Below are 13,468 nucleotides of genomic sequence, written 5' to 3' on the forward strand. Positions count from 1 at the left end.
AAGCCCACTAGGCACCGAAATCGACACCGTTCTGCATCAGAATTGCCAGCGCCTGACTACTGACACCCAACGGAAATAAATCACGGATTTCCTTTGGTGAAAGACTCTTTGATATTTGCTCAAGTTTTCCCACAAATGTTGAATCATCTGCATTTAGATTGAAAACATCTTCCGTTAAAACACCCAAATCTTCGCCGAACGTTTCTCTTGATGGTCTTACAAATTCACGATTTCCGCCAGCCCATCGAACGATATGAATTTGCTGAGCGGGGATTTCCTGCAATACAATGGGTGAATGTGTTGCGATAAGCGCGTAGGACTTTGCGTCTGATAGCAATGCCTGGAGCGCCTTCATCAGGGCCGCGATCAAGGTGGGATGAAGATGCGTCTCAGGCTCGTCCAATAGCACGAGCGATCCAACCTGCAAAGAAGCTGAGAGATGGATAAGTATTGAAATACTTATCTGATGCCCGCTACTCAATCGCAGAAATTCTTCACCCCATGACTCGGAGTAGAACTCTAGCGCAATACCCAATCGACGAAACGACGGCTCGGCAAATAGGATATTAGCGGCACGGGTTAGTTGCGTGAGCTTTTCAGTGCCTCCTATGGATTTCACGAGTTCTTTAAGCTCTTCGAATCTTTCATCTACTGATTTCAGGACAGCTGAAGAATCATTGTCGGAAGTGGGGTTAAACTTTCTAAGACCTGAGTAGTAGTATCCGAACCGGGTTTCTTCCTTCGATTTCCATGCGATCGGGGCCCTCGCTGGCGGTACATCGAATGAATCAAATGCGCTATATGAAACTGCAACTGTTCTAGGGAATCTATGATCTGTGTCTGAGAATCTTCCGAATTTCCAAGCTAGCGATGAATCTGAGGAGAATCCGTCGGAAGTCGAAACATGGGCAATATCGGCCAATAGCCTGGTCTTGCCAACACCATTGTAGCCAATCACAGCGTTTATTCTGCCATCCAACACACTGTCGGTTTTGTACTCTAGATTCAGATTTGCCCCGTCAATCGCCGTATATGTTAAAGCAAGAGACCCTTGCACAAAATCAATATCGTTCATGAGATATTTTGCGTAAGATAAAGCCGCTGTTGCGGACGGCGATCTGAGTAATGACGTTTCGAATCCTGGACGGTCCTTGAATCTTTTCTTGATTTCGTCGGAAAATGCGGCATCGTTCATCCGTTGCAGAAATTCTGAGCGTATTGATTCGGGAATCTCACTGAGTTTCTCATAGAAATCCAACCCATCGCCCAGTGAGCAATAATTGCTCGGCAATTGCCGAAACGTTTCCGGCAGTATAGTTCGGGCGGAATCAACTGGATAATTGTAGTCTAGGATCTTGACAGCTCCTAGTTCTATTTCCTCGGTTTGAGAGAGTTTGACTATTGCAGTGAATGTAGTCTTGAATGCGTAGTCATCCCAATTGTTTTTGATAAGATGTATCTCCGGATATGCTTGTGGCCAATTTGTTCTGGCATTGATTTCCCTAACTACAAATTTCATTTCTTCTCAACTCCGGGTCTCACTCGCTATGACGGCTGACATTCGTGGCTAGGTGACGACAATCTAGATATTGAATACCTTCTGGGGCAGATGGACTGAACGACATACGTATCATATCCGGTCGCTTTTCGTAGCCCCACTTCCTTCGGTAGCTTCTCAGTCGCATATGAAACGGCTCGTTGTTCTTTCAATCCTGAGATGGTCTGTATTACCCGGCGCTGATTATCCGTGGACTGACCTGGATTCTATGGGGTGTCTAGCGGATCGCCAGCTTGAACCGGGCCAATGCCGCATGCCAGGGCCACGACTCGTCCGCACCTAAATTTTCCGAAGCGTGCGACGGACGTGCAATGGCATTGATAGTTGCAAGAATAGTATTCTGGATATTTATGTGGTCAAGTAGAAGTCAAATGTCGGGTGTATCTCTGGCATTGACGTCTTAGGACGGCTGTCGTCGTCAACTGCCAGTTGACATTTGCCTGTGACCATTCGTCGGCGCAGGACGAGGACGAAAAGGGTTCCAAGATCGGTCGGTTGAGGGCCATAGCACCCAGCGTTGGCCTTCGATCAGACTTCCACCATCGGCGCCGTCCCGGTCGCTGTAGCCGCCTCTGTAGGCATCGTTGCTAGGCATTCTCCCTATTGCTGATTCCGCGCATCGTGTACCAACCGTTCAGTGAGGTTTTGACTCAATGCCCAGATGCTGTGTCTGTGGCGTGGCTCGCGACATCTCATGCGCTCAGGCCAGGTTCCAACCTTGTCACCTGTGCGCGGGCTGCCAAGTTCCCCTTGCCGTGTGGTTTTGACGTGTATCTGACCAAACAAGTTTGAGCACCTTCCAATTGGCCGCACATGCTGTCCAGCCAAAGCCTTCCATCGCTTGGTCGTGATTCTCGGCTCCGGTGGGTCATTCGGTGAACCTCTATCTTCTGACCGCTCTATTTTCACCAAACAAGGTCCGAACGCCAGCCAAGCCTTGGGGATCGACTCTTCTGGACCGGCAGACAACTTTCACCATGCAGCACCGGGCCGCCGATTTGATCGCTATCCCAGCCCGGTAGTCCTTAGCAGGCCCCGGTTCGAAATCCTCCGACATTATCGTAAGGATGAGATCCCGCTCCGGGTTGCGCCGCGGTGCCCACACGCAATGACTCGTGGCGGAGATTTCCGTGAATCGCCAGCCACGTCACCCTACCAAGGCCAATAAAATCGCGAGACGCCGGCTCAAGTTCGACACGCACAGAGAGGGCAACTAGTTCAACGGAGCCACGGTCACGGCAGGGTCTTCAACGCACCGTTCCCAAACCGAGCGTTAACCTCCCGGCCCCCGCACGCTCACCCAAAGTTCCCAGCCCATCCATGGCGCCGTGTCTCAATTTATGGTGACCCTTCCCGGCCGAACCGTTGGAGCTTTTTGTGCGCCGCCTCTTGTTGATCCTCATTGCAGTCCTTGCCCTGCTCATTCCCGCCACGGCCGCCCAGGCCCATCCGTCCGGCACCTCCGGCGTTCTCGTGGAGATGACCGAGCAAGGGGCTGAATTGACCCTGCAGCTCCAACTCGACCAGTTCAACAAGGCAACGGGCATGAACCTCACGGCCACCAAGAGAATCCCCGTAGAGGAGATCGACCAACTGGTCATGGAATCCGTGCAGCTTTCAGACGAAAGCGGAGACTACGCCACCAGCATCACGGACACCGGAATTAAGAAGGTCAACAACGTCGACGCACTCGTGGTGACTCTCGACGCCGTCGCACCCGGAGAAGCCGGGCCGTTCACCCTGAACTACTCCCTGCTGACGCACCAGCTCACCGACCACCTGGTCTATGTCTCACGCATCGAGGACGGCAAGGAAACGGATCTGCTCGGCGTCATCTCGGCCAACCAGCCGGGCCTCACCATCGATGAGGCGGCCCCGAAGGCCGGCGTCGCCACCATGATTGGCGAAGGTATGCACCACATCGCCGACGGCTACGACCATCTGCTGTTCCTGGCGGTTCTGCTGCTTTCGGCCCCCCTGCTGGCCACCCGGACCGCTGCCGGCCGGCGCTGGAGCCCCCGCGCGGACGGCCTGAAGTCCTCCATGAAGCGCATCCTCTCCATTGTCACCGCCTTCACGGTGGGCCACTCCGTCACGCTGCTCGTGGTCAGCCTGGGATGGATCACTCCCCCGGTCCAATACATTGAAACTATCGTGGCCCTCTCCATCGCCGTCGCTGCATGGAACCTGGTCCGCCCCATCTTCACCAACGGCGAGATCCTCCTGGCCGGCATCTTCGGCCTTGTCCACGGCATGGCCTTTGCCACCACCATCCTTGAGCTGAACCTCAATACCCAGGACACGCTGCTGGCCGTCCTTGGCTTCAACATTGGCATTGAGCTGGCCCAGTTGATCGGCGTCGCCGTGACCGTGCCGCTGATCCACATCGCCGCAACCGGGAACTACTACCGCCAACTCCGGGCGGCCGTCGCGGGATTCGCCATCATCGCCTCGCTGGCCTGGGTGGCGGGCATCTGGACGGATTCGGATTCATTCATGACACCCATGTTCGACGCCGTCGCCGCACACCCGCTGCTCTCTTACCTTGTTTTCGCCGCGGCAATGCTCCTGCTCGGACTTGCTGGACCCAAGTCAGGCATCAATGCTGGTACCCCGTCCCGCGCCAAGGCCACGGTCTGACAGCCGTCACAATCAGGATCCGCCCGACACACTTCAGGTGAATTCGAGAACGGCACCCCGGACTGACACGACATCCCATGTTATCCATACCCAAGTCGGGAAGCGTTTACCCGGAGTACGCCAAACCGACACATGGGCTCGCTACGTTTTCCCCCGTGAGAATTCACGCGCAAGGCGCTTCCCGAAACTTCCGCATCATTCTCGCCGTGTTCGCGGCGACAATGACACTCCTACTATCCGCCGTGGGTGCAGCATCGGCCCACGACAGCCGCGAACACGGCGAACTCGTCCTCACCACAAGCGACTCCGGTGCACAAGGACGGCTCATTCTGGGCAGCGAGATTGTGCCCGTCGACCAGGCCGGAGCGTGGGCACAAGACGTCCTCGCCTCTGGATGCCCGCTCAACGCCAAGGGCGTTGACGGGGCAACAGGCGGGGCCCCCGGCAACGTCGTGATTGAACTCGCCTGGAGCTGCAACGTCAGCGAGCTGGACCTTTCCGCCCTGCTGAAGGCCGCAACCCTCGAGAACCTGGTGGTTGAATTCGACAACCACTATTCCGTGGCCCGGGCCTCCACCCCCGTGGTCGACGGCAGCGGCGCGCACGCCGCACCGGTTGCCGGAACCCCGGCACTGCTGCCCCTGGTCTTCTTCGCCGGTGCCTTGGCCGTGGCAGCCGCCTTCCTCCTGACCCGCCGCAAGAAGGCCGCGTCACCGGACGCCGGCTCAGCAGCCCTGACCCCCAAGCGCAACGGCCGCGTCCGCAAGGCCATCAGCGGAGGCCTCGCCCTGGCAGTGCTGGCACCGGCCCTGGCGGTCCTGGCCCCCGGCGCCGCCATGGCAGCAACCGGCAGCCTGAGCCTCACCACTGTGGACCCCTCCGTGGGAGCGCAATTGACCTTCCACTACGCCACCGACGCCCCCGCCTCGAACAACTGGGTTGGCATCTACGGCCCCAACGACCAGCCCGGCCCCATCGCCGCCCGGACCTGGAACTACGCCCCCAAGGCCGACGGCACAGTGACCCTGGGCAGCGGCGGCCTGAGCGCCGGCACCTGGACCGCGCACTTCATGGCCAAGGACGGCTATGACCCGCTGACCGCCCCCATCACTTTCAAGCTCAAGAGCGTCAACACCACCGATTTGGTCATCGTCAAGGGCTCGGTGTTCAGCGACACGAACGCCAACGGCAAGCGCGACGCCGGCGAATCCGGCATCCCCGACGTCTCCATCACGGACGGCAAGATCTGGGGCAAGAGCACCGCCGACGGCAGCTACAGCGTTGAGATGGACCGCGGCCGCCGCGAAACCGACCTGCTCTCCGTGGTCTCCCCCAACGGCTACACCCCCGCACTGCGCGCCGACTCCGTGCCGCAGTACTTCCAGAACATCCCCGCCGGACCGTCACCCCTGACCGGGATCGACTTCGCCATGGTGCCGGACAAGAACGCGGCCAACCCCACTGAGAAGTGGTCAATGGTCTCCGACGTGGAGGTCAGCAACACCTCCGACGCCGCGGCACTCTCCTCCCTTCCCCAGTGGACGGGCCGGGTCAAGGGCATGTCCGAGGTCGCAGAGACCACCATGACCATCACGACCGGTGACCTCACCGTCACCGACTACGCAGCAGAGCCGCGCCGCCAAAAGGGCTACGACATCCTGCGCGGCGGCCTCACCGAAGGCAAGCTGGGCCACGCCTTCTACCCGGTGGTGGGCAACCACGACGTCGGCGGCACGGCAACGTCCGTGGGCTACGGCGGAAGCCTGGAGTACTGGCGCAAGAACATGGGCCCGGAGTGGTACAGCTTTGACCGCAATGGCCGCCACACAGTGGTCCTGGAAGACAACTACGACGGCTCCGGCCTGGCACCCCAGCTCGAGTGGCTTCGTGAGGACCTCAAGCGCCACGCCGTTGGCAAGCAGGTCATGGTCTTTGCCCACCGCTCACTCTTCACCAAGTGGGGACCGGGCGCCGGCATGCAGCCCACCATCGACGAGCTGGCCAAGTATGACGTCCGCCTGTTCGCCGCCGGCCACAACCAGCAGGCCGAATACCGCCGAGGCGCCTTTGCCCGCTCCGTGGAAATCAACAACATGGGCATGTACGGCCTGGACTCCGCACGTCCCGACTTCAAGATCATGGACTTCTCCGGAATCTACGACGACCCCGCCACCACGGCCAACGAGGACACCGGCTACGTGGCCGGCACGCACCGCCAGTTCGGCGTGAACGACGACGTTGCCCTGGTCAGCCCCGCAGCCGGCAGCACGCATGGGCACAAGTCCGGCGTGCCCGTGCAGGTGTTTGCCGAGGACGACGGGCGCAAGCCCGCCACGGCGTCCCTGGTCATCACCCGCAAGGAAAACGGCAAGGTCATCTGGCAGGACGGCGCCATCGAGTTCGGCAAGAATGCCGCCCCCACCGGGATCGTCAACTGCTACACGCCGCCCGGCGGCACCCCCGAACCGTGCCCCGAGGTCAAGACCTCATGGACGCGGGCCGGCGCCCACATTGACGGGCTGAACCCCGGCAACTACATCGCCACCATGACAGCTGTGGACACCGCAGGCAAGAGCTGGCCCGCCGTGGTCAACGACTTCACCGTCCTCGCCGACGCCCGCGTCTCCAAGGCCACACCCGGCCAGGACTGGCTGCGCCAGGGCGGCGATGAAACGGGCGCATCCTCCAGCACGGAGGATCCTGGCGCCAAGCTGGACCTGCGCTGGTCCGCCAACACGGGCGAGCAATTCCACCTCAACGGCGCAGCCGTAGTGGACGGCAAGGTCATCGTCGCCTCCCGCGCCTTTGACTCCCCGTACAGCATGATGCTCTCCTACGATGCCCGCACGGGCGCCGAAGTCTGGCGCACCTACCTCGACGGCGACGCCGAGTCCGCACCCACCGTCCACAACGGCAAGGTGTACCTGACCACCGGCGTTGGCCGCATCTACGCCCTCGACGCCAAGACCGGCGCCGTGAGCTGGGAATCCATCATCGGCGAGGAAAAGCGCGGCGACACCGTCCGCCGCTACGGCCGCGCAGGCGGACCCGTGAGCGTCTTCAGCCTGCCTGACCGCCCCGCAGTGGCCGTGTTCCAGGAGTGGGGCGAGGTCCAGTGCCGCAACGCCGAGACCGGCGAGCGCCTGCCCGGCGGCTTCGGGGCACCCGCAGGCTGGGGCCAGTTCCGCAGCACGGCTGTTCGCCAGCCCGGCTCCACCACGGCGTACTTGCACTCCAGCTCCAGCCAGACCCTCATTGGCATGGACCTGACCACGTGCAAGCAGGTTTCCAGCGTGGACACCGGCGGGGACTTGTTCAGCCAGTCCAGCCCCGCCTTCACCAAGCCCAGCACCGGCGCACCCCAGCTGGTCACAGGCACGGTCTCCGGCGTCCGCGGCCACAACCCCGCGGCCGGCGGCGCCACCACCTGGCACGCCAAGCTGGGCACCTCCAGCATTTGCGAGCCCGGCCCGCCGCCCATCACGAGCCCGGCGACTTTTGGCAACATGGCCTATGTGGCCAGCCAGGACGGCATGGTCCGCGCCTACGACACCACCTCGGCCACGCCCGCCGTCCCGGTTTGGGAAACCCCCATGGGCTACCTGCCCGGTGAAAGCCCCATGGAGGACCCGTTTGAGGTTGCCGGCGGCTGCAAGGCGGAGGGCCCCGGCTCCCCCGCTGCGCATGCACTGGCCACCGACTCGGTTGTCTACGCAGGTACCCGTGACGGCCGCGTCGTGGTCCTGGACCGCGCCACCGGCAAGATCGTCTCCCAGTACAACCTGGGCGGTGCGGTCACCTCCGCCATGTCCGTCAGCGGCAACACCCTGTTCGCCCTGACCGACGACGGAACGCTGCACGCACTGGCTGCGACCAAGACCCAGTAGCCCGGCAAGAAATGCACAAGGAAGCGGCTCCCACCAACCAGGTGGGAGCCGCTTTTGCGTGCCCGGCAAGGCAGCCGGGGGCGTGCCGCCCACGGTGGCGGGCCGGGCGCCGTCGTGCTTTAGATGAACGCGGCGATGCCCGTGATGGCGCGGCCTGCCACGAGCGTGTTGATCTCATAGGTGCCCTCGTAGGTGTAGATGGCCTCGGCGTCGCAGAAGATCTTGGCCATCTCGTAGTCCACGGACACGCCGTTGCCGCCCAGGATGCTGCGGCCCAGCGCCACGGTCTCCCGCATGCACTTGGTCACGAAGGCCTTGGCCATGGCCGAGTGCTCGTTGCGGGTGGTGCCCTCATCCTCCATCTGGGCCAGGCGGACCATCATGCCCATGGACGCCTGCGCGTTGGAAAGCATGGTGACCAGCTGCTCCTGGATGAGCTGGAAACTGGCAATGGGCTTGCCGAACTGGTGGCGCTCCACGGCGTACTTGCGGGCCACGTCGAACGCGGCCATCTGGATGCCCACGGCCTGCCAGCCCACCGTGGCGCGCGTGGTCTTGAGGACCTTGTTGGTGTCGCGGAAGCTGTTGGCGCCGGCCAGCTTGTTGAAGTGGGGCACGACGACGTCCGTCAGGACAATGTCGGCATTCTGGACCGCGCGCAGGGCTATGCGGTTTTCAATGAGGGTTGCGCTGAAGCCCTCCCGTGAGGTCTCCACGAGGAAGCCCTTGACCTGGCCGTCGGCCACATCCTTGGCCCAGATGATGACGTAGTCGGAGAACGTTGAGTTGCCGATCCAGCGCTTCTCGCCGTTGAGGATCCAGTTGTCTCCGTCGCGGACGGCGGTGGTCTGCGTTCCGCCGGCAACGTCGGATCCGGCCAGCGGCTCGGTGATGGCAAAGACGCCGGTCTTCTTCAGCGAGTAGATGTCGGGCAGCCAGGCAGCCTTCTGCTCCTCGGAGGCGAGGAGTTCGATGGAGCCGGTGAACAGGCCGTCGTGGCCGCTGAAGAAGGTGCCGAAAGAGGCATCCACGCGATGGATCGCGGCGGTGACCATGCCGGCCAGCAGGTGGGAGTGGCCCTGGCGGCGGACGGGGCTGATCATGTCCAGCTCCGCAACGCGCGGGATCAGGTGGACGGGGAACTCGCTGCGGTTCCAGAAGTCGCGGGAAATGGGGCGGACGTTGTGTTCCATCCAGTCGCGGATCTCGTTGAGCCTGGCCAGTTCGTTGGCGGGCAGCAGGCTTTCGAAGGCGAAGAAGTCGCCGTCCGGGTAGGGCAGCGTAGCTTCACCGGAAATGGCGGCGGCAAGGGCGGGGGCGGCAACGGTCATGGGAACTCCTCCAAGGATGGTCAGGGCGGGATATTGGAACCATAGCCCGGGTCGATTGGCAAATATGGCCCACATCACGGGATCTGGCCCCAAGTCTCGGATGGCAGACGGCATAGGTGAAGCCGATCACGACAATCCGTGCATTCATGCTCTGATGGATGAAGGAAAAGTGTCCCCCTGCCACAGTGATTCCAACGGAGGAATGCCATGTCAAGAATTCAAACCGTGCGAAAGAGCGGGCCCGCCATTGAGCGGCGCTCGATCGACTTCGTGCCGGCCGGCGAGCGCCACGGCAAGCCCTTCGGCCAGTTCACACTGTGGTTCGGCGCGAACATGCAGATCACGGCCATCGTCACCGGCGCCCTCGCGGTGATCTTCGGTGCCAACGCGTTCTGGGGCATCATCGGCCTGTTCGTGGGCAACCTGCTGGGTGGCGCCGTCATGGCCCTCCACGCCGCACAGGGGCCCAAGTTGGGCATGCCGCAGATGATCTCCAGCCGCGCGCAGTTCGGTGTGTTCGGCGCCGTGATCCCGCTGGTCCTGGTGATCGTCATGTACCTGGGCTTCGCCGCCACCGGTGCCGTGCTGGCCGGCCAGGCCGTGGAGCAGATTGTCCCGACGGGCAACCCGGCCTTCGGCGTCATCATCTTCGGCGCCCTCACCGTGCTGGTGGCAACGCTGGGCTACAAGTACATCCACATGATGGGCCGGCTGTCCACGATCGTTGGCATTCTCGGCTTCACGTACCTGGCCATCCAGCTGTTCCTCAAGCACGACGTCGGCGCCGTCCTGGGTGCCGGTGGCTTCGCCTTCCCGACGTTCCTGCTCGCCATTTCCCTCAGCGCAGGCTGGCAGCTCACCTACGGACCGTACGTTGCCGACTACTCCCGCTACCTGCCGGCCAACACCCCGGCCCGCAAGACGTTCCTTGCCTGCTTCTCCGGTTCCGTGCTGGGCTCGCAGTGGTCCATGACCCTCGGTGCACTGTTCGCCGCCATCCCCATGGCTGCGGGCCACGAGTTCCTTGACGGACAGGTGGCCTTTGTTGGTGAACTGGCCGGCGGCGGCGCCATCGCCGTGCTCATGTACATCGTGATCGTGGTGGGCAAGCTGACTGTGAACACGCTCAACGCCTACGGCGGATACATGACCATCCTGACCTCTGTCAGCGCCTTCACCCGCCAGCTGCGCTTCGCCCCCTGGGTCCGCTTTGCCTACGTCATCGGCTTCATCGCCGTATCGGTCATCATCGCCCTGGTCGCCAGCGCGGACTTCATCGCCAACTTCAAGAACTTTGTGCTCCTGCTCCTGATGGTCTTCATCCCGTGGAGCTCCATCAACCTGGTGGACTTCTACTTCTCCTCCAAGGAAAAGGTCGATGTCCCGGCCCTCTACAACCCCAAGGGCCGCTACGGCGCATGGAACGTGCCGGCACTGCTGACCTACGCGCTTGGCGTGGTCATTCAGATCCCGTTCCTGGCCCAGCACATGTACACCGGACCCATCACCCCCCTGCTGGGCGGTGCCGACATCTCCTGGATCGTTGGCCTGGTTGTCACGGCAGCCGTCTACTACCCGGTGGCCAAGCGCTACAACAACCCGCCCAAGGAAATGGTCTACCCGGCCGACGACGAGGTCTCCCCCGATCCCGCCTCAGCCACCGTCTAGTTCCCCGCCCCGGCGGTCGAGCCCGTCGAGACCCCGCCCCGGTGGTCGAGCCTGTCGAGACCCCGGTGGTCGAGCCTGTCGAGACCCCGAACACCCATCCCGAAAGGACCCACGCATGACCACGCACCAGGCAACCGAGGCCCCCGCACTGCCCAGGCCCAGGGACTTTGTTGCCACGCTGCCCGTGTACTCCAAGGCTGGCGGAACGGTCCCGCCCACGTGGCGCGCGTCGTCGAACGAGTCCTTCCTGCCGCCGTCGGCCGCTGTCCTGGCAGCCATCGACGAGGCGGGCAGCCGTTGCCAGAAGTACCCCACGCTGCAGGGTGATCCCCTGATCGAGGCGCTCAGCGCCAAGTTGGGTGTTGAGGCGGAGCAGATCGTCACCGGCGGCGGATCGCTGGCGGTGCTGCAGCAGCTGCTGACGGCGTTCGCCGGCCCCGGCCGCGAGGTGGTGTTTGCGTGGCGCAGCTACGAGGCCTACCCCATCCTGGTGCGCCTGACCGGTGCCGGCGACGTGCCGGTTCCCCTGGATTCAGGCCACCGGCACGACCTGCCGGCCATGGCCCGCGCCGTCAACACCAACACGGCAGCCGTGCTCCTGTGCAGTCCCAACAACCCCACGGGCACCGTGCTGGGTGCGGCCGAGCTGGAGGACTTCCTGGCGAGGATTCCCGCCCACGTGCTGGTGGTTCTGGACCAGGCATACATTGAATTCACGGACGACGCCGAGGCCTCCTCCCGGCACAGCCTCGCCTTGCTCTCCGCGCACCCCAATCTGGTCCTGTTGCGGACCTTCTCCAAGGCGTACGGCCTGGCCGGGCTGCGGGCCGGCTATATGGTGGCCCACCCCGAGATTGCCGCCTCGGTCCGTGCGGTCTCGCCGCCGTTTGGCCTGAACGCGGTGGCGGAGTCGGCTGCGGTGGCCGCCGTGGCGGACACGGCGGCTCTCGACGCCAACATCGAGACCGTCCGCGAAGGCCGGGCGGACCTCCACACCGAATTGGCCGGCCGCGGCATCGACGTCCCCGCCAGCGGCGGCAACTTCCTGTGGCTTGCCGTGGGCCAGGAATCGTCCGCACTTGAATTGGCCTGCCTGGCGGAAGGCGTCAGCGTGCGCAGCTTCGCCGGCGAAGGCGTCCGCGTCACCGTGGGCTCCCGCGATGCCGAGGATGCCGTGCTGCGCGGGGTGGATGCCTGGCTGGCGGGCCAGGACTAGAAACAGCAAAGCCCGGCCACCGCACCAGTGAAGGTGTGGTGGCCGGGCTTTGCTGTTTCACATGAAAGTTACTGGATGCTTCAGGCGACTGCTACTTCACTGCGACAAACACCTTGTCGCCCAGCATGCCCGGTGTAATCGCAATGACACCTTGGTCCGCTGAGGCGCTGGGCACCTGAACAGCTTCATTTCCCGTTGCTGTGGCATCTTTGTAGAGCGTGCTCATGGAGTCGAAGATCTCCGGTGCAATGACGAGCTTGTCGAGTCCATTGACAGTCTTGCCGTCGGCCGTGACGTATTCGACGGAAACGAAGGCCGGCATCTGACCATTGGGGTCGTCGCCAAGGTACGTCACCGAGTAGTTGTACATCATGTACTGCGACCCTGCATCGGGAGCCTCATTGACAGCGCTGGCTGCGACAACGGCATCCGTGGCATTTACGGTCACGGAGTTGATGACGACGCGCCACTCATCATTTTCAATGACGGAGCCGATCGGGTAGGGCTTCTCACGGGTACCAACATCGCTAGCCGGCTTCTTCTCGTCCACCGCCTCACCCTTGGCACCCGCGTCCTTGGATGGCTGGACAACGACTGTGTCCCCACCGCCGAAGGCACTGTCAACGGACGATGCAACGACTGCAAAGAACACGACGAACCCGACGATCGTGCCTACGACTGCCAAGATCAATGCAGCGATGCCCATCCCCTTGCCCTTGTCCTTGAGGAACAGGGATACGAGGCCCAGAACGAAGGCGGCCGGCAACAGGATCCAGCCAACAATGAGTGCGCCGGGAATGCAAGCGAAAATGAACCCGAGGACGCCGGCAATCAGGGCGATCAGCCCGACCACGTTCAATTGCTTCTTCGCCTGCGGCGGCTGCGGCGGGAGCATCTGTGTCGGCGGACCATAACCCGGCTGCGCGAGAGGGACCTGCGGTTGATATTGGGGGGCAGTCTGCTGTGAGCCCACCCCAGGGAGCTCTGGTGTTGTCATGTCACGAGTATTGCAGAATTGATATCGATCACTTGAACTCTGCCATCATGTGACTCCTGCGCCAACGGATCTGTCGTTGGCAACTTCCGGGCGGGCCGACGCTGTGTCTCCCGAGGGAGCTTGGCCCGCAATGGTGCGCGGAATAAGGGACTGCTTTTGCTAGATTGGTAC

General features: G+C 62.2%; 7 protein-coding genes. 4 read left to right on the top strand and 3 right to left on the bottom strand.

Going from position 1 to position 13,468, the window contains the following annotated elements:
- Window positions 1-7 precede the first annotated feature (7 nt).
- Window positions 8-1,519 carry an AAA family ATPase gene (locus tag PCK14_RS12970; protein ID WP_269938923.1) on the bottom strand — a complete coding sequence of 504 codons (1,512 nt, stop codon included), beginning with the start codon at window positions 1,517-1,519 and terminating at the stop codon, window positions 8-10.
- Between the two features lie 1,416 nt (window positions 1,520-2,935).
- Here PCK14_RS12970 and PCK14_RS12975 point away from each other — a divergent pair.
- Both PCK14_RS12975 and PCK14_RS12980 read left to right on the top strand, forming a co-directional pair.
- On the top strand, window positions 2,936-4,198 hold the full coding sequence (locus PCK14_RS12975) for a HupE/UreJ family protein (RefSeq protein ID WP_269938924.1): 1,263 nt from the start codon (window positions 2,936-2,938) through the stop codon (window positions 4,196-4,198).
- Window positions 4,199-4,419: 221 nt separating this feature from the next.
- Window positions 4,420-8,085, top strand: coding sequence for an outer membrane protein assembly factor BamB family protein (locus PCK14_RS12980; RefSeq protein WP_269938925.1), 3,666 nt, complete (start codon window positions 4,420-4,422; stop codon window positions 8,083-8,085).
- 119 nt (window positions 8,086-8,204) lie between these two features.
- Here PCK14_RS12980 and PCK14_RS12985 read toward each other — a convergent pair whose 3' ends face one another.
- Window positions 8,205-9,416: an acyl-CoA dehydrogenase family protein gene (locus PCK14_RS12985; RefSeq protein WP_269938926.1), complete on the bottom strand. Its 1,212-nt coding sequence runs from the start codon at window positions 9,414-9,416 to the stop codon at window positions 8,205-8,207.
- A gap of 207 nt (window positions 9,417-9,623) precedes the next feature.
- On the opposite strand from PCK14_RS12985, the gene PCK14_RS12990 reads away from it, so the two are divergent.
- Window positions 9,624-11,084, top strand: coding sequence for a purine-cytosine permease family protein (locus tag PCK14_RS12990; protein WP_269938927.1), 1,461 nt, complete (start codon window positions 9,624-9,626; stop codon window positions 11,082-11,084).
- A 115-nt stretch (window positions 11,085-11,199) separates the two neighbouring features.
- On the top strand, window positions 11,200-12,300 hold the full coding sequence (locus tag PCK14_RS12995) for a histidinol-phosphate transaminase (RefSeq protein WP_269938928.1): 1,101 nt from the start codon (window positions 11,200-11,202) through the stop codon (window positions 12,298-12,300).
- A 91-nt stretch (window positions 12,301-12,391) separates the two neighbouring features.
- On the opposite strand, the gene PCK14_RS13000 is transcribed toward PCK14_RS12995, so the two are convergent.
- Complete coding sequence (locus PCK14_RS13000; protein ID WP_269938929.1) at window positions 12,392-13,297, bottom strand: DUF308 domain-containing protein; 906 nt, start codon at window positions 13,295-13,297, stop codon at window positions 12,392-12,394.
- Window positions 13,298-13,468 lie beyond the last annotated feature (171 nt).

Origin of the sequence: Arthrobacter sp. HY1533, assembly GCF_027568515.1 — a bacterium.
Taxonomy (GTDB): domain Bacteria; phylum Actinomycetota; class Actinomycetes; order Actinomycetales; family Micrococcaceae; genus Specibacter.

Excerpts from the sequence above, each read along its gene's own strand:
- PCK14_RS12970 (WP_269938923.1), bottom strand. The coding sequence starts at position 1,519 with ATGAAATTTGTAGTTAGGGAAATCAATGCCAGAACAAATTGGCCACAA.
- PCK14_RS12980 (WP_269938925.1), top strand. The coding sequence starts at position 4,420 with ATGACACTCCTACTATCCGCCGTGGGTGCAGCATCGGCCCACGACAGC.
- PCK14_RS12985 (WP_269938926.1), bottom strand. The coding sequence starts at position 9,416 with ATGACCGTTGCCGCCCCCGCCCTTGCCGCCGCCATTTCCGGTGAAGCT.
- PCK14_RS12990 (WP_269938927.1), top strand. The coding sequence starts at position 9,624 with ATGTCAAGAATTCAAACCGTGCGAAAGAGCGGGCCCGCCATTGAGCGG.
- PCK14_RS12995 (WP_269938928.1), top strand. The coding sequence starts at position 11,200 with ATGACCACGCACCAGGCAACCGAGGCCCCCGCACTGCCCAGGCCCAGG.
- PCK14_RS13000 (WP_269938929.1), bottom strand. The coding sequence starts at position 13,297 with ATGACAACACCAGAGCTCCCTGGGGTGGGCTCACAGCAGACTGCCCCC.